The sequence below is a fragment of the Enterococcus sp. DIV1304_2 genome, from assembly GCF_050555445.1.
GTDB classification, from domain to species: domain Bacteria; phylum Bacillota; class Bacilli; order Lactobacillales; family Enterococcaceae; genus Enterococcus_B; species Enterococcus_B pernyi.
Genome location: NZ_CP187851.1, coordinates 1,045,708 through 1,064,063, shown reverse-complemented (window position 1 = coordinate 1,064,063; position 18,356 = coordinate 1,045,708). Strand labels below are relative to the sequence as shown.

General features: G+C 37.7%; 13 protein-coding genes and 1 riboswitch. Of the genes, 5 read left to right on the top strand and 8 right to left on the bottom strand.

All coding sequences use genetic code 11. The annotated features are described in order from the left end of the window. The first annotated feature begins 18 nt into the window (after positions 1 to 18). On the top strand, positions 19 to 2,604 hold the full coding sequence (gene mprF / locus IGJ14_RS05050; protein WP_019723507.1) for a bifunctional lysylphosphatidylglycerol flippase/synthetase MprF: 2,586 nt from the start codon (positions 19 to 21) through the stop codon (positions 2,602 to 2,604). Positions 2,605 to 2,675: 71 nt separating this feature from the next. Here mprF and fic read toward each other — a convergent pair whose 3' ends face one another. From fic to IGJ14_RS05035, 3 genes are all read right to left on the bottom strand, one after another. After that, positions 2,676 to 3,281 (bottom strand): protein adenylyltransferase Fic, encoded by a 606-nt coding sequence (gene fic, locus IGJ14_RS05045; protein WP_019723508.1) that lies wholly within the window; start codon positions 3,279 to 3,281, stop codon positions 2,676 to 2,678. A gap of 318 nt (positions 3,282 to 3,599) precedes the next feature. Continuing rightward, positions 3,600 to 4,787: an elongation factor Tu gene (gene tuf / locus IGJ14_RS05040; RefSeq protein ID WP_019723509.1), complete on the bottom strand. Its 1,188-nt coding sequence runs from the start codon at positions 4,785 to 4,787 to the stop codon at positions 3,600 to 3,602. A gap of 406 nt (positions 4,788 to 5,193) precedes the next feature. Continuing rightward, entirely contained in the window at positions 5,194 to 7,077 is a 1,884-nt protein-coding gene (locus IGJ14_RS05035) for a glycosyltransferase family 2 protein (RefSeq protein WP_195273954.1), read from the bottom strand. Between the two features lie 241 nt (positions 7,078 to 7,318). On the opposite strand from IGJ14_RS05035, the gene IGJ14_RS05030 reads away from it, so the two are divergent. Further along, positions 7,319 to 7,675, top strand: a complete 357-nt coding sequence (locus tag IGJ14_RS05030) for a YxeA family protein (RefSeq protein ID WP_029594083.1) — start codon at positions 7,319 to 7,321, stop codon at positions 7,673 to 7,675. A gap of 128 nt (positions 7,676 to 7,803) precedes the next feature. On the opposite strand, the gene IGJ14_RS05025 is transcribed toward IGJ14_RS05030, so the two are convergent. Then, positions 7,804 to 8,808, bottom strand: coding sequence for a nucleoid-associated protein (locus IGJ14_RS05025; protein ID WP_019723512.1), 1,005 nt, complete (start codon positions 8,806 to 8,808; stop codon positions 7,804 to 7,806). A 159-nt stretch (positions 8,809 to 8,967) separates the two neighbouring features. Here IGJ14_RS05025 and IGJ14_RS05020 point away from each other — a divergent pair, with 159 nt between their 5' ends. The 3 genes from IGJ14_RS05020 (at position 8,968) to IGJ14_RS05010 (ending at position 11,136) form a co-directional block, all read left to right on the top strand. Beyond that, entirely contained in the window at positions 8,968 to 9,819 is an 852-nt protein-coding gene (locus IGJ14_RS05020; protein ID WP_195273956.1) for an aldo/keto reductase, read from the top strand. Between the two features lie 22 nt (positions 9,820 to 9,841). Further along, positions 9,842 to 10,087 (top strand): hypothetical protein, encoded by a 246-nt coding sequence (locus IGJ14_RS05015; protein WP_010735801.1) that lies wholly within the window; start codon positions 9,842 to 9,844, stop codon positions 10,085 to 10,087. Between the two features lie 308 nt (positions 10,088 to 10,395). After that, complete coding sequence (locus IGJ14_RS05010) at positions 10,396 to 11,136, top strand: hypothetical protein (RefSeq protein WP_019724283.1); 741 nt, start codon at positions 10,396 to 10,398, stop codon at positions 11,134 to 11,136. Positions 11,137 to 11,258: 122 nt separating this feature from the next. On the opposite strand, the gene IGJ14_RS05005 is transcribed toward IGJ14_RS05010, so the two are convergent. The 4 genes from IGJ14_RS05005 to IGJ14_RS04990 form a co-directional block, all read right to left on the bottom strand. After that, on the bottom strand, positions 11,259 to 12,860 hold the full coding sequence (locus IGJ14_RS05005; protein WP_019724284.1) for a phosphatase PAP2/LCP family protein: 1,602 nt from the start codon (positions 12,858 to 12,860) through the stop codon (positions 11,259 to 11,261). A 20-nt stretch (positions 12,861 to 12,880) separates the two neighbouring features. After that, on the bottom strand, positions 12,881 to 14,020 hold the full coding sequence (locus tag IGJ14_RS05000; protein WP_010735804.1) for an FtsW/RodA/SpoVE family cell cycle protein: 1,140 nt from the start codon (positions 14,018 to 14,020) through the stop codon (positions 12,881 to 12,883). Further along, positions 14,010 to 15,155 carry an FtsW/RodA/SpoVE family cell cycle protein gene (locus IGJ14_RS04995; RefSeq protein WP_010735805.1) on the bottom strand — a complete coding sequence of 382 codons (1,146 nt, stop codon included), beginning with the start codon at positions 15,153 to 15,155 and terminating at the stop codon, positions 14,010 to 14,012. Before IGJ14_RS04995 ends, IGJ14_RS05000 begins: the two co-directional genes overlap by 11 nt. Positions 15,156 to 15,239: 84 nt before the next feature. Further along, a riboswitch (M-box (ykoK) riboswitch) is annotated at positions 15,240 to 15,407 on the bottom strand. A gap of 394 nt (positions 15,408 to 15,801) precedes the next feature. Beyond that, positions 15,802 to 18,240 carry a hydroxymethylglutaryl-CoA reductase, degradative gene (locus IGJ14_RS04990; RefSeq protein ID WP_081277455.1) on the bottom strand — a complete coding sequence of 813 codons (2,439 nt, stop codon included), beginning with the start codon at positions 18,238 to 18,240 and terminating at the stop codon, positions 15,802 to 15,804. Positions 18,241 to 18,356 lie beyond the last annotated feature (116 nt).

The window sequence follows — 18,356 nt, the reverse complement described above, 5'->3', positions numbered from 1 at the left end:
AAAATAGTAGGTGATTTTTTGTTCAAGCCAATCATTCAGTGGTTCAAAAGCCACTTGAGACTTATCAAAACGATTTTTTTGATTTCCGTATTAGTAATTATTATTCGTGAATTGATGACAATCAGTACTTTGTTATCTGCGGACCAACTAGCTCAAACATTTTCCACGATCCCACTCTGGAAAATTGGTGTCATGTTTTTGATTGGGTTGATTTCTATTCTACCCATGATTGGATATGATTTGATTTTCAACAAGTTACTAAATCAAAAGCAAAAGCCATTATATTTATTTGAAACAAGTTGGATGATCAATACTATTAATAACATTGCTGGATTTGGTGGCTTTGTCAGTATCGGTTTACGATCCGAACTCTACGGTCAAAGAAAAGATAGCAAACAAGTCATGCAAGCTTTATCTAAAGTATTTTTATTTTTGATGGCGGGTTTATCTCTGTATAGTTTAGTCTCGTTTTTTATGGTCTTCTTTACTCCTGTCGCTCCGTTTCTTAAACAGTATTGGATTTGGTTGATTGCCGGTGGTTTGTATTTCCCCATCGTTTTTATTTTTACCACGATCAAAAAAGAAGGCTATGTTGGTGGTCTTTCAATTAAATCCCAAGGGCAATTGTTACTCGTTTCCTTATTGGAATGGACGGGTGTCTTAGGAACCTTTCTTGCAGTCGGCTATTTGATGGAGATCCCCATCGATCTATGGCAAACAATCCCTCTATTTATCGCTGCTTCAGTTATCGGGATCATCTCAATGATCCCAGGAGAAATCGGTAGTTTTGATGTGATGATGATCTTTGGTTTATCAGCTCTAGGTATCCCTAAAGAAACCGTTGTGATCTGGATCTTGCTTTATCGGATCTTCTATTACTTTATTCCATTTTTCATTGGATTAGTTTTCTTCTTTAAAAATGTCGGTGTATCGATCGACCAACGATACTCTGGTATTCCAAAGCAATTAGCGACCCAGATTGCTCGGAAGATCCTGGTGATCTTAATGTATTTTTCTGGCATCATGTTGGTTCTTTCAGCAACGATCCCGCAAGCATTTACTGAGTTTCGTTGGTTGCATCATATCAATCCTATAAAGATGCATTTTATTATGCAATTTCCAAGCATATTGTTAGGCTTCTTGTTTGTTATTATGGGACGAGGCATCGCAGCCAGAGTCAAGCGTGTCTACTGGCCAACCATTTTTTTGATCCTTGTTTCATTAATTTATGTTGGGCTGAATGATCTAAGCACTACTGGCATTATTTTCTTACTATTGCTATTAGGTATCGTGATCGCTTCACGTAATGAATTGTTCAGAGATCAATTGATCTACTCGTGGGAATGGTTGACGATCGATGGGTTGATCATAGGTGCATTGACCGTTTTATATATCGTGATCGGTGTTTATAATATGCCCACTTTCCCACATCGTAATCATCGGTTTATTTCATTTTTTCTATTTCCATCAGAAAAAATTTGGTTGTCTGGTTTTCTAGCAATTTTAGCAGTAGCCTTTATCATGATTTTATTTGTCCACTATCTCCAAGGTAAAAAGGCACAAGTTGGACAAGAGTTAGATGAAGCGGTCGCCACCACGATTTTAGAAACTTACGGCGGTAATTCAGATAGTCAACTGATTTTTTTGAAAGATAAACGGATGTTTACCTATGAAAAAGACGGGGAAGCAACCGTCTTGTTACAATTTGCTAGTTATAACAATAAGTGTGTGGTGATGGGCGATCCCTCAGGCAAAAAAGAAGATTTTCCAGAAGCAATCGAAGCCTTTATCGCAGAAACAGATCGCTTATGCTACTTGCCAGTCTTTTATGAAACGAGCGAAGAACTGGTTATGATCCTTCATGAATTTGGCTATGATTTTATCAAAATGGGCGAAGAAGGCCATGTTTCGTTAGCCGACTTCACGACTTCTGGGAAAAAAATGAAAGGCACACGTGCGATACTGAATCGCATCGAACGAGAAGGATTCACGTTTGAGGTACTTCAACCACCATTTTCTTCCCAACAAATGGCTGAGCTTAAAACCATTTCTGATCGTTGGCTAGGCAGTCGCAAAGAAAAAGGCTTCTCATTAGGTTTCTTCTCAGAAGACTATTTACAGCGAGCACCGATTGCAGTCGTCAAAAACGATCAAGGTGAGTTGGTCGCTTTCGCTTCGATCATGCCGACTTATACGAATGATAAGATCGGAACGATTGATTTGATGCGCTATGATCCAGATACTGCACCTTCCGGTAGCATGGACTATTTATTCATCCATCTTTTTGAATATATGAAGGAGGAAAATATCCAATGGTTCAATTTGGGTATGGCTCCTTTGTCTAATGTGGGGACTTCAAGAAAAAGTTTCATTCAAGAACGGATTGCTTATCTAGTCTATGAATTTGGCTCACATTTCTATTCTTTTCAAGGGTTAAGAGAATACAAAGATAAATATGCCACCAACTGGAGATCTCGCTATACACTTTATTCAAGAGATAGTTGGATCGCTTATGTAATGATCACGTTATTGATCATTGACAATGCGCCCGTTGATCAAAAAACAAAGCCTTTGAATGGCTTAAAAAAATGGTTTCGTAAATAAAAAAACGCCTGATTTTGCTGTTTTAGTCAAAATCAGGCGTTTTTTGTTTATTCACAAACCTTTCCCTTCTTTTATAGATCATCAATCGTATATTCAGAATAACCTTCATAAAAATAACTCACATCGATCCCTTTCATATAAAGTTCACGATCGGAAATCTTATCCGTCAACGCGTTAGAAATCAAATAGCTGATCTCTAAGTCATTGATCGGACTACGTTCCATTGCAGATAAATAATCAGACTTGTCAATTAGATTCCAGTCAACCACTTTCTGTATCTCCGATTTCAAAATGAGATCTAACCAAATTCTAGTACTCCTACCGTTCCCTTCACGAAAAGGATGAGCGATGTTCATCTCTACATATTTTTTGATGATTTCTTCAAAAGTAGACTGTGGCATTTGGTCAATATGTTTTAGAGAATACTCCAAATACATGACCGGCGCAAACCGAAAATTTCCCTTTGCACTATTTACTGAGCGAATTTCCCCAGCAAAACCATCAATTTCAGAAAACAAATAGTCATGGATTTCACTTAACCCTTTGAACGTTCCAATTTCTAATTCATCTATTCTTCCAGAATCATATAATTTTTTTGCTTTTTGCTTACTGATTTTTTCTTCCGCTTTTGCCAACTCGACTTGACTGGTCAATCCTAATTTATTTTCTAAAATCATTGAATCCCCCATAACTTTTTGTCATAGTTTTTTAGAAACACAGATATATTTATTATAACAAATTTATAGACATGGTAAAAACAAGAAAAATCGATGGAAACAAGCAACAAGGATACTAGTCGTATTGCACCTACTAAATTCTCATAACATGTTGTTCGAAGATTCCCCCACAAAAAAAAGCGAGAAACCCAAAAATTCAAAGAAAATTTGGAGTTTGCTCGCTTTTTTATCGGTGATTAACACTTCTATTAGAACTATTGGACAAGATATTCAAGTAAATACCTTGTCCAAAGGTTTTATATTTTTCTATAAAAATACTTACGCTTCGATTTCTGTTACCATTCCTGAACCGACAGTTCGACCACCTTCACGAATAGAGAAAGTCGTTCCTTGTTCGATTGCCACTGGATGGATCAACTCTACCTCGATGGTTACGTTGTCTCCAGGCATGACCATTTCTGTTCCTTCTGGCAACACGATCGTACCTGTTACATCTGTTGTGCGGAAATAAAATTGTGGGCGGTAGTTATTGAAGAATGGTGTATGACGTCCGCCTTCTTCTTTCGTCAATACATAGACTTCCGCTTTGAATTTTGTATGCGGTGTGATTGAACCAGGTTTCGCAATCACTTGGCCACGTTCAATATCTTCTCTTTGGATACCACGTAACAAGATTCCTACGTTATCTCCAGCTTCACCATAATCTAACGTTTTACGGAACATCTCTACCCCTGTCACAACCGCTTTTTTCGTTTCAGGTTTGATTCCGATGATCTCGATTTCATCACCGACACGAACAGCTCCACGGTCGATCCGACCAGATGCTACCGTTCCGCGACCAGTGATTGAGAAAACATCTTCAACTGGTAAAAGCAATGGTTTGTCGGTATCACGTTCTGGTGTTGGGATATAGTCATCCACTGTTTCCATCAATTCATTGATCGCAGCTTCTGCTTCTGGGTCACCTTGCAATGCTTTCAATGCAGATCCTTTGATGACAGGTGTGTCATCACCTGGGAAACCATATTCATTTAGTAATTCACGAACTTCCATTTCTACAAGATCGATCAATTCTTCATCATCGACCAAATCAACTTTATTCAAAAATACAATCAAATATTTTACACCAACTTGACGTGATAAAAGGATATGCTCGCGAGTTTGAGGCATTGGTCCGTCTGTCGCAGAAACAACTAAGATCGCACCATCCATTTGAGCGGCACCTGTGATCATGTTCTTCACATAATCCGCATGTCCTGGTGCATCGATATGTGCATAGTGACGTTTATCAGTTTCATATTCTACGTGTGCTGTGTTGATGGTGATCCCACGTTCACGTTCTTCTGGAGCTGCATCAATGCTTGCATAATCTTGAGGATTTGCTAAGCCTTTTTTCCCTAATACTGTCGTGATTGCAGCAGTCAATGTGGTCTTCCCATGGTCAACGTGCCCAATGGTTCCGATGTTTACGTGTGGTTTACTTCTATCAAAATGTTCTTTTGCCATAATTAACAAACCTCCTAAATAGTCTTATGCACTGAATGATTTCAGCTCATCGTCCATAACAGTTTTTTTAGTATAAACTCAAAAAAACAACTACACTTACTTTTTGTAAGTTATGAACAAACCCTATTATACGTCAAAATTGGTCAAAGTCAATTAAAGTGTTTCGATATACTATTTCAATAAAAAGTGTGTAGGATATTAGTCTTCACGCATATTCAAAAAGCGAATATACAGCGGGAACAGAAGCAACCTCTCCGGAAATAAGACGGCAGCCACAAAAATTTGAAGAACATTTTACGTGGCTGCCGTCTTATTTCTCGAGGCTAAATACTTCTGTGCCGACCTCTGTCATATCGCTATTGTTATTATTGACAGCGTTCGTTTACTATTAGTAATGGTCATACTCTCAACTTTGTAAAGTATCGGTTTCCATATCGAATTCTAATTGTTTTGCTGCATTCAACTGATCACTGTAGTAACTTGCAAGTTCTTCTGCAGAAGCTTGTGTCAAATTATTAAATGAGAAAGTCGCATATCTCCCATGATTTTCTTTACATATCGAATTGATTCGGAGTCCAGTTTTCTCATCCATAAATAAATAAGCTTTCCCAGGTGTAAAAGTAGGAGTAACTAATTTTTTGGAACGAAGTCTAAATCCGTTATAACTCATTTGATACATCTCAAATGATTGGGATAGATAACTTAGTTGTTTCTTTGTTACAATGCTCAATGCTTCACTGTCGCTTTCAATTTTTCGATTTTTACCAATCAAAATCGCATAGAATAACCCATAGAGGTTATACACTGACCAGAGAAGTGTCACAATATAGCCTGTTTCATATCCTTCTCCTCGATAAAGTCGGTACAATGCAACGATAGAGGCGAAAGCGATCCAACCAAATAGTAACATGTGAGGAAAAACTGTTCGCCAATCAAAAGATTGACTGTCAACAAGTTCCTTTTTTGTCACTTTGAATTTTTTTTCCGAATGAAAGAACTCTTTGATCAATGCTCTAGTATGGATCGGCGCGACAAAACAATCATAGATATGCGAAGTAGTAAGATTCCTGATTTTAGGAACATACAACCGAAACGAAAGAGAAATCATGACAAACGGTGGTAAAAAGAACAATAATAACTGATTGTTGTTACTTCGAACAATAAATATATCAAAGACCATAAAAAGAGTTGGTGCTAATAAAAAAATGATTTTTTGAAATGAAGTAAACCAGTACAAATAAGAATTATAGTAACACAATTTTTGCATACGAGATAACCCTTTAAATTTACGTGGTTTAAAATGGTCAAATATTTGCTTTGTACCTTGGGCCCAACGTGTCCGTTGAGAGGACAGCTCTCGAGCTGTATAAGGCGTGATTCCCAAAGCATAAGCTTTATTTATGAAAATCGTTTCATAACCAGCATTTTGCAATAACATCCCTGTTGCCATATCTTCAGTAATGCTTTTTGTTGGGACGCCACCTATCTCCTCTAAAGCACTGCGTCGAATGATAGCGTTGGTCCCGATATGGATCAACGCATTTTCACGTGAAAGAGCTGGTTCTAAAAAACGCATAAATAATTCCTGTTCATTGTAAAATGATTTTCTCAATAATTGGAAGGGATCTTTATTATAAAAAGTTTGAGGATATTGAATTAACGCAACCTTTGGATTTCTAAAATAATCGATAGCCTCGTAGATAATATTTTTCTTAACGATGAAATCAGCATCTAAAAGCAAAATCAAGTCGCTACTTGTTTGTGAAAGTGCATAGTTGATATTTCCTGCCTTTGCGTTCTCGTTACCTTCTCTTGTCAGATAACCAATATGGTATTTTTCTGCAAGTTCTTTCAATTCCTCACGATGACCATCATCACAAATATATATTTTCTTATTTGGATAACGTAACGCTTTGACAGCCAAAGCAGTCGCGATCACTAATTTATTATCCTCATTATACGTACATATAAACGCTGCTACACTTGGTTGAAATGGCTCCTCATCGTAATGAACTCTCACGGACTCTTTCGACAACTTATTAGAAAACAAGTAAATAAAAAAACCATACACAAATAAACCAATAAATTCTGCCACATATAAAATAAGACCGAAAGTTAATGATATCACGCCATCATTTGGGATCGTGTAGAAAAGACGCCAGATCAAGTATACAACCAAAAATGCTAAAGTTAATTTGGAAAAGAATGGTTTTATCTTATTGTTTCTTTTTGCTAACACATAAAGTCCAAAAATTATACCAAACAAACCAACTAAATAATACAGTTCCATTTTAATACCACCTTTCATAACATTATTATATAATTTGTGTTTTTTTAAGCAAAGCAACTAGCTCTCCTAAAATTCGATTATCGTAAGCTCAACTTTGAAAAATGTTCTCACAGAAAAATTAAGTATTTTATACATAAAACGGCGAATATGCCATTATTATATATAAATACGATAAATTTTGGACTTTCGATAGACGAATAATAGATTTTGTTGAATAATAGTATCCGAGGTGAAAAAAATGATAAAAAAATTGATAGCATTATTGATTGTATTGGGAATTTTCCTAGGAGGAAGCTTTATCGCTTATGATTATTTCTATGGCGGTGAAACTTATTATACAAAAATCACCACTAACGGAGAAAAAGAAGTTGACTCAGCAGACAATGACATGGACGTTTCTATTTATGTATACGACCAAAATGCTTACAACGCACAAGGAGAAGAAAAAGCAGTCACTTTACGTGAAGCGAGGGAACGTCCTTTAAAAATGGATGCTTATTTAAAACTAAAAGTTAATTCACGTAAAGGCGTCATCAGTTGGGAAGAAGTAACAGCTTCTCAAGTGCCGGACAAAGCGTTAGATCAATTAGATCAATGAACCAGTTTACAATAAACAACACAAAAAAAGCAGTCAACACCACAAGACTTGAAAAACGATCTTCGTGGATATTGACTGCTTTTTTACTATTCACTTTTATTTGGTTTCTTTGATTCATCTAAAAGAAACTATAGACGATTCAATACTTCGTCCACATTTTTAATCATGACAGAGATCGTACCATCAGGATTATTGACAAATTCAATCAGATCCGGGTTACGATAAACGTCTACTGGTACAATCAATTCAATGCCATTTGATAAACGGAATTTTTGCTTTCCGAATTTTTTCTCTGAGATTTCTTGTACTTCTTTCACTGGTGGTGCTTCTGGAATAAAGCCTTGTTCTTTGACTTCTTCTTGGAATGCTAACTTGGCAGTGATATTTTCTTTGAATACTTTCTCCGCGATCATTTCATGATCCAATCTACCTTTTTCTTCGATCGTATCATACACAGCTTCTTTTAAGTCCGCCATGATATCGAACTCTTCTGCTTCAAACTTCTTGCCTAGCTGCTTCGCCACTTTTTTTATCACTTTGACGTTGTCTTCCAACGAAGGTGCCGGGACGCTCTCAATCACTTTTCCCGAAAAGTACCATTCTTTTTTACCAGAGAACTCATAGCGTTTTTCAATCAACTCATACGTCAGATCTGTCAGATTGACTGCTAAGGCTTCATCTGCTTTTTGAGATTTTGAGCCAAGGATCGCTCGGTTCAAAATCAAACGGTTGTCAATACCGGCTTCATCTGCTTCCACATAGTGAGTATAAGCATCACGATAATTCACTTTCAATAAAGCTAAATACATCACAGTATCTACTTCATACAAGACAACGAAAACATCTGCACTAGGTGCTTCCTCACTTTCTGCATAGATGTCAAACCACCGTTGGACTAAACGCTCACTTTCTTCGACAAAATTTTCTTGACACTGTTTCAAGTTTTGAGAAAATAGGCTTTCTTCAGTGAGTTGCCCTGTTTTAGTTTGTGCAGAAGAGATTTTTTGGATCTTCTTTTGTAGAAAGTCCCTGACAAAATCTTTCGTAAGATCCAGTTCTTGTTGTGAAAATACAGGAGATCCTGTTTCTCGATCAATAATATGCAAGATTGCTTTTTTTAAATAGATATCCATCGTTTCATTCCTTTCTGCTCTAGTTTACGGAAAATCAAACAAAAATACCAGAGACAAAATGGAACGAACAAAAAAATATTTTATAACAAACAAAATACATTTCTTTTTTTAGAAAATAAGCTACACTTAAAGTGTACTAAAATCAAAGGAGCTGAAAGTATGAATTCACTAACATCTACTTACCGTTTATCAAATGGCTATGAAATCCCTGTTGTCGGTTTCGGTACTTGGCAAACCCCTGACGGAGACGTTGCTGTTTCCTCAGTTAAAGAAGCATTAGCTGCCGGTTATCGTCATATTGATACCGCTCAAGGGTACAAAAACGAAGAAAGTGTCGGACAAGCAATCAAAGAAAGTGGTGTTCCAAGAGAAGAGATTTTCTTAACGACTAAACTTTGGAACGAAAACCATAGCTACGATCTAGCAATGTCCTCTTTCGAAGAGTCCTTAAAAAAATTACAAACAGACTATGTGGATCTTTTATTGATCCATTGGCCTAATCCAGTTTCTTTCCGCGAAAATTGGCAAGAAGCGAATGCCGAAACATGGCGTGCTTTTGAAGAGTTATACGAAGCGGGCAAAATCAAAGCGATCGGTGTCAGCAACTTCTTACCGCATCACTTAGATGAACTTGCAAAAACAGCAAAAATCATGCCAATGGTCAATCAAGTATTTCTTGCTCCTGGCGAATTGCAACCACCTGTTGTTGAGTACGCGAAAAAACATGATATGGTCCTTGAAGCATATAGCCCTCTTGGCACTGGTAAAATCTTCGATGTCACAGAAATGCAAGAGATTGCCAACACACACAATAAGAGCGTTGCCCAAGTAGCGCTACGTTGGTCATTACAACATGGTTTCTTACCATTACCAAAATCTGTCACACCAAGCAGAATCAAGGAGAACACTGAATTATTTGATTTTGAGCTATCAGAAGAAGAAATGAAGACGATCGACCAATTAGATGGTGTCGTCGGCAAAGCAAAAGATCCAGATACTACACAATTTTAAAGGTAAAGGATAGTGATATTCTATGAACCCCGTGGACCGCTTAGATCGTTTATCTGAAAAAGTGACTCAGACATTTGATCCAGATTTCATCTTTTTGATCCGTCCAGAAAAAATCCAGCATTTTCCTGCTCGAAACTGGTCAAGGGATGAAAAACTTGCGGAAATAAAAAAACGCTTGGATCATTCATTGATGACGATGCAATGGCAAGGACATGAGGTCATCTATTCACCAGAACTAGTCACCTTTGCCTTATTGCCAAAAAAATAACTAGATGAGGGAGCATTAGTCTGTGGACTTTTGCTCCCCTTTTTGAGAGATTGGAACAGAAGTATTTAACCTCGGGAAATAAGGCGATATCTACGAAATTGTTCATCAAATTTCTGTGGATGTCGCCTTATTTCCGAGAAGTTTACTGCTGTTTCCACCGTTTATTCAGTTTTAGCATATGTGAGAGGTCGATAATCCCACTCAATTTTGTTTTTCCATCGAAGTAATAAAAGTTTTTTCTTGATAAACCTTTTCATTTGCTCGTTTTTTTCTTATAATCGAAAGGGTATGAATGAAGGAGAGTATTTATGAAGAAAAAACAAAAACAAAAATTATTAAAACAATTCCGTCCTTCTTTAGATGGAATTCGCACGCAATTATTCCGTTCATTGGAAGAAGAAAGTTTACGCCGTTATGGGCTGCCATTGCAAGTCATGCTTGATCCTAAAAACCGTCAAGTCTTAATCATTGGCTTAGCAGGACAAGCAAATGAAGATACACGCATCAATGTACCAATCGACGATAACTTTACTGCTGTCTTGAAACGTATTCGTTCTGGTGAAGCAACGATTTTTGAACGTTTCCGTGACAACCTATTGATTGAGATTGTTTCTTACTGGAATGATCAACGCATGAAAAAAGATCAACCAACGGCTCAACCTGTAGCGACACCAGTCACTAATGACGCGTCTGTAAAAGAAACACCAACAAAAGAAGTTGAAAAAGTTGAGACAACTTCTCAATCAGTCAATAAAGAAGCAACAACTGACAAGAAAACAAGTGATGAAAAAGTAGTGACAGATTCTTTGACTTTCGATGATTTTGCAAAACTAGTAGCAGAATATCCGAAGTTCACTGCTGAAAAAACAGCAGATGCTGTAGTGATCAATGAAACAGTCAAAGACGACACACGAAAATTAGCAGAGATCTCTATGTCTGCTGTCAATGAATTTACGATCGAAAAAGCTTTAGAACGTAAATACAAAGTGAAATTGACATTCGTGCCATTGATCGAACAATTTGCCGCTACACCGATCAACGAAAGATAAACGCAAGCAAATAGATTGCGTGATGATTTTTACCTAAAAAAGCAGCTGAAATGACGATCATCGTTCATTTCAACTGCTTTTTTTATCATTTATAAATGTAAAAAAGAGAATATCAATTGTTCCTATTGTTGCGCTGCGTTCTTCCCTGTTGTTTCTAATTGCTCTTGCACCAACTGCATCACTCTCATCCGTTCCTCATCGGGTATCTTCTCGTAGTAGATCCCTGCTTCTCCCAAGATGCCATCACCAATATATTGTTCACCTTTCAACTGATGGTTCGTGATATTGGATAATGCCGAATGGTATTCATTCATCATTCCGAGCATTTCATCTAAGGACATATCCGTTGTCCCATTTTCACCGACTACCTCTAAAAGCTGGCGATAATTGAATAAACTTTTCACAGATAAGAACTCATTGACTAAAATATTGACGACTTCCCTTTGCCTTTTCTGTCGCCCATAGTCATCCTCAGGATCTTCTGCTCGCATGCGCGCATACTGTAATCCTTCCCAACCATTTAATTCTAGTGTACCTTCTGGATAATGGATGTCTTCTGCTGTAAACTCAAACGCATTATTTACAGTGATTCCTCCCACAGCATCGATCAACGCTTCTAATCCATCCATATTCAACGATACATAGTGATGAATCGGTATATCAAGATATTGTTCAACCGTATCCACCATCATGTCGATACCACCGTAAGAATGAGCATGGTTGATTTTATCAACCAGTCCATCCATATTGGCAATTTCTACGAAAGAATCTCGAGGAATACTAGTGATCGTCGTTGTTTTCTTTTGATTATTCAATGTCACCAACATGATCGTATTTGCACGATAGTCCGTTTTTCTAATTGAATTATTGGCGATACCTAAAACTAAAATGCTGACTGGCGTATCCTTTTCCCGCTGAACGGTTTCTCTTTGTAGCGGTTGTTGCATCGAAGTCACGGTCTGTCTGGCATCGTAGTAAAAGCGAACACCATATGCAACTGCAGAACCTACTAATAGGAAAAGAAATGCCATAATAGACAATAAAACTTTTTGTTTTCTAGTGAATATTCGTTTTTGTTGGTGCTTTTTTCTTACTGTTTTTTCAGTGATAAAAGAGAAAAACAGACTATAACATAAGAAAACAACTGAAAAACTCAGTAAAAAACCTGCTAAGATATCGCTAGGATAATGTACTCTCAAATAAATTCTAGAACTAGCAATCAATAATGGATAAAGAGCCCCCACCCATACTAGTTTATTTACCCTTTTCTCACGATAAATAATGTACATGGTGATCAAAAATACTAAGAATAGCGTCATAGACAAAATCGAATGACCACTTGGAAAAGAGTAAGAAGATCTAGGAATCAATTGCTCCACATCAGGTCGTGTCCGCTGGATAGCTTGTTTCATCACGTAGCCAATCAAACTAACTGTCAAAACCATTAAGACTTGCCAAATGGCTAATTTATGGTATTGTTTCCGCCAACTAAAAATTGCCAGCAACCCTGTGAAAAATAAAGTAGGAATAATCGTTGCTAGTTTTGCAAAATAACTAAAAAATGTTGTTAATACTGGGAATTCGATTAATCGCTCCTGTTGATAAATGGCTAAATCGAGTTGGTTGAATAAGGTGTTTTCTGTCATAACTAGTGTGGTCAAAGTCGTCAATAAGACGAATGATACGAATGCTACCACCAATGTTCCTTTTGGCATCTGTTTCATAATAACTTCCCTTCTACTTCTCATTCATACTTTTTAAATCCTAAAATAATGCCTAAACCACAGCCAATAACCAAGAGGGAAGTTCCTCCTTGACTTAAAAATGGTAAAGGAATCCCTGTTAATGGGAGTAGACCGATCGCAGCTCCAATATTTTCAAACACTTGGAATAACAAACCAAATACGAAGACAATCGCAAAATACACATTTCCTTTATTATTTGTTTCGATTGCACTATAAATGATTTGGTAAAAAAGATAAAAATATAAAAAGAGCACAGAAACACTTCCTAAAAAGCCAAATGTTTCAGCAATCACTGTAAAGACCATATCTGATTCACGAACGGGCACATAGATAGGATTGATTGCTTCGGCCCTGCCACTAAACCCACCTGCCCCGATAGAAAGTAAACTTTGTGATTGTTGATAACCAATCGATTGGCTATATGCAAATGGATCAACCCATGCGCGTACTCGATCTAACTGATAAGTCTTAAAATTCAGACGATATAAAATCTGGTGTCCGTATTCAGTAAAAACTAAAGCAATCAAAATGGCCCCGAGAATAACTAGAATCGAGGTTATTGCCGTCATGATCTTCCAATGTACCCCAGCGATCATGAATAATGCCCCCAAGCATATGACAAAAACCAAACTTGTTCCAAAATCTTTTTGCATGTACATCAATAAAAAGGTCGGTAAACTAACCAGTAATATCTTTCCTACATAAAATAAATCAGTTTTAACGGTTCGTTGTTTCACCTTTTGCTCATAGATCAAGGTCAAATAAACAACCACTAAGATAAAGGTGAGTTTCACTAATTCAGAAGGTTGAAATGAAAAGCTGCCAATCCTAAGCCAACGTTTGGTGCCTGTGAGTTGAAACATCACCGGATCATAAAACTGATACAACAGGCCCATCACAAAAAGTGAAAAGCCATAAAGATAAGGAGAATATCTTAACAATACGACTGTTTTCACTCGTTGTGTTAGAAACAACAGCCCGACCGACATCAAACAAAACACGATTTGTCGAAGCACGACTCCTCGGACTGGAACTTGGTCATAAACAGCTGCCCCATATTGCACACCGACACTTAATAAATATAAAAGAAAGATTGGTAAAAATAATGCATAGTTGAATTCATTTATTTTAAATTTCATTTTGCTTACCTCGTGAGGACAGTTTCAGGCAAACGCCCAAAAGCATGGATAAAATCAAATAGCTTGATCCTCCATAACTAATAAAAGGAAGCGGAATACCTGTCATTGGGATCATGCCACTGATACTTGCAATATTGATACTTGTCTGTAGCAATAACAGCATCCCTGTTCCCAAATAAATCAACCCGATCTGCTGATTTGGTTCATTCGCACTCAAGACAAATAAGCGCAAAATAATCGAAAATAACATTGCTAGAATCAGTAAGCCCACGATCAGACCTAACTCTTCTAAAATAATCGAAAAAATAAAATCAGTCTCGGCTACTGGTAAATAGCCCTTTTTGGTAATACTATTTCCCAATCCTAATCCAAAAAGCCCACCGTTGTACATGGCATAATAAGATTGACTCATCTGAAATCCTTTTCCATAAGGATCTAAAAAAGGATTAAAAGCAATGCTCAAGCGATCATAAGTATGAGCAAAAATACTTGGTAATAGGTCATTTTGCCCTAGTAAATAAATAATGCCGCCAAGGAGCAAAAAGAGACTGAACAGTCCTGCAAAAAACAATAAAATATAGCGAACTGGTAATTGAACCGTCGTGATCATGATTGCAGCTAAGATGATCAACAAGATCGCACCAGCTACTTTTGGTTGGAATAAAATCAGCAGAGAACATAAAGCGATGATAAAAAAGGGTTTTTTTAATTCATTCAATGATTGCTTGGGTTTTCTAAAATAATAAGCTAAATAAAAAATCATACCGACATTGACAATTTCAGCAGGTTGAAATTGAAAACCTGCAATTGAGATCCATCGTTGCGCCCCACTGATATTGACACCAATCCCAGGTACCTTTGTCAAGATCAGACCCACGATACCGATCCCCATCATTATTTTTACGATTCGATGATTGAGTATAAATGCAGGTTTCACTCGGTAAATGAAAAAAATCATTGCCCAACTAAGTGCTACAAATACCATTTGTCGAACTAAAAGTTGATTTGTACTTTGATCGAATGACATCAAACGGAACGTACTCGCACTATAGATCATCAATAATCCTATTACACTGATCAACAGATATGGTACGAGCAAATACAAATCTATTTTTCTTATGTCTTTTACACCCATCCTATATTTCTCCTTTGTGTTACAGCGGAGATACGTCACTTACCCATCTTGAATAAAAAAAGCCAAACGAAAAAAACGATTGGCTTTTCAGTCTCATCGTGTGAGTTTTGACACTAAACAACGTAAAGATTTCTCTTAGCTATCTTATGAAGAGCCTTAATCCGACAATTCCTGTTTTACACATTGGCGTCTTTCGACGTTTCTGCGCAATAGCCTATGTTTGTTTAGGAGTCTCGCCTAACAAGTTATTCTATTTGAGGAAAAGTATACCTGTTAGATTATTTATTCACAAGAGAACCTCAAATAAGCTTAAAAAACTTTAGCTTTTTTTAATGTTATATAAATTATTTTTAAAATTTAATAATATATGTTCTATATTTTTTAGATCAGAGTATGTAAAAAAACGTAACAGAAAACCTTTAATCGACAAGGTCTGTTACGTTTTGTTTAATATTATACAACCTCACATAAAAATGAAAATAGCATAAAAAGACGTGATGGTCTCTTATGAAAAAAATAAATTTCAGATTATAGATTCTTCATACTTAGCATAGGTATTTTTTTATGTGTTTTGAGAGGCACGTTATAATAATGAAAATTATTTGTCATTTTCCCTCAGCTACTACGCCCATTTCGCAAATTATTCCTAGTTTTTGCTCGCCTGGATAGCTTCTAAGGCAGCTAGTGCGCTTTGTTGGTTGATCGTTCCTGATTCCCTAAGCTTTGCGGCAACTCTCTCGATTTCGTCCCCTTTGGCACCAACTGTGATTGCCAATGCTCTCGCTTGTAAGGACATATGTCCTTTTTGGATACCGTCACTAACAAGTGCACGCAGTGCCGCCAGGTTTTGTGCTAAACCAACAGCTGCAATCACTTGTGCCAATTCTTGTGCAGAATCAATTGCTAACATATCTAAAGAAGCTTTCGCTTTCGGTAAGACGCGGGAAGCCCCCCCTACTGTCGCGACAGCTAAAGGAACCGTCAATTTCCCTACCAAATGATCTTCCTTGATTTGCCAGTCAGTCAACCCTTGGTAACTACCATTTCGAGCAGCATAGGCATGAATAGCCGCTGCGGCTGCTCGTGTATCATTTCCTGTGGCTAAGATGACCGCTTCGATACCATTCATGATTCCTTTGTTGTGGGTCGTTGCCCGATAAGGATCCAACTTTGCGTATTCACTCGCTTGACGAATCTTTTCAGCAATCAGCTGACCCGTTTCTTTGTCCTTTGCCAATCGCTCAAAAGGAATCATACAAGTCGCGATCGCTAAAGATTCAGTCGCCAGATTACTTAAGATACTGAACAAGATTTCTTCTTCAGGGAACCATTCTTTGATACGAACCGCAACTCCTTCCAAAATCGAGTTGATGATATTCGCCCCCATCGCATCTTTGACATCCACTAAAAAATCAAGTGAAAGATAGGCATGCTCGCTCCCCATAAATTCTCGAGTAGAAATTTCTCGGACACCTCCACCACGCTTGACGATCGAAGGATAGCTTTCGTTTGCACAAGTGACCAATTCTGGTTTTCTTGCTTCAATGACTTCTTTGATTTTTCGATAATCACAACGACCAGTCAAGACGATTTGCCCACGCATCAATCGTCGGGGTATCTGAACGCTGATATCGCCACATATTTTTGCACCATTGCTCGCTGCAGCAATTACAGAAGGTTCTTCCGTTGCCATAGGAATCCATTTTTTTTGACCGTTCACTTGAAAATTCAATGCGACACCTAATGGGATCTCTACTTGGCTGATTTGATTTTCAATCAAATGGTTGGCGATATCTTCTGTTAAAACAGATTCTTTAAAACCTGTTGCTTCTGCTTGAGAAATCACTTTTTCTTGAACTAATCGCTGTCTACGTTGTTCTGGCGTTAGTTCATAAAACTTTTTTTTTTCGTTATCACCAGTTTGTTGCAAATTAGCTTCCAAAAGAACAGCTAATCCAAGACCGCCACCAATACATAATGAAGCTACTCCGTATCGTTGGTGCTGCCTTCTTAACGCATAGCCTAAAGTAGTCAAGATACGAGCGCCACTAGCACCAATCGGATGGCCTAACGCAATCGCACCACCATAAATATTGACTTTCTCTGATGGGAGATTCAATTCACGATTCACAACGATCGATGACGCAGCAAACGCTTCGTTAATTTCAAATAGATCGATGTCGTCCAAGGAAAGCTCTGTTTTCTCCATCAAGGTATTGATTGCTTTGATTGGAGCTACCCCCATGATACTTGGATCGATCCCAACTTCAGAGACTCCTTTGATCGTAGCTAAATACGGTAAGTCATGAGCAATCGCATAGTCTTTCGACGCTAAGATCAGTACAGAGCCACCATCGTTCAAAGGTGAAGCATTTCCAGCAGTAACTGTGCCGTCCTCCGCAAAAACCGTCCGTAAGGTGCTTAATTTTTCTAATGTACTATTTCCTCGCACTGCTTCATCTGTTGCAAATACTTCTTCATTACGGGAAATTGGAATGATTTCCTCCTTGAAGACCCCTGACTCGCTGGCTTGTGCTGCTTTTAATTGTGAAGCCAGTGCATATTGATCTTGCTCTGCTCTCGTCACAGAAAATTGTTTTGCCACATTTTCTGCTGTCAGTCCCATATGAGTATTGGAAAATGCATCGGTTAATCCATCATTGACCATACTTGAGATTTCTTCGATTTTCTCGTTTTCTGGATCGCTCACTTGGATCATCGGCGCTCTAGTCATGCTTTCAACACCACCGGCTATGATCAGGTCCGCTTCGCCTAGTTGGATTTGTTGACGCGCAAGGATCACTGATTTCATCCCAGATCCACAAACTTCATTGATTGTCATTGCCGGAACACTTACGGGGATTCCGCTATTGATCGCAATTTGTCGTGCAACATTTTGCCCATTCCCTGCTTGAAGCACATTTCCAAAAATGACTTGATTGATTGCTTCTTTGTTTATCCCTGTTCGTTCAAGGATTTCTGTTGTAATGAATGTTCCCAACTCAACAGCAGAATAACTGCTTAAGCTACCACGATACTTTCCAATCGGTGTTCGTGCAGCATCTATAATAACGACTTCCTTCAAGTTAAGCCACCCGTTGCCAAAGCCTATAAATTTACTCATCCACGTATTACATAAAACGCGACGGATTTATAGGTGTTACAATCTTTTGCGCAAACGGATTCCCTCCTTATTTCTCA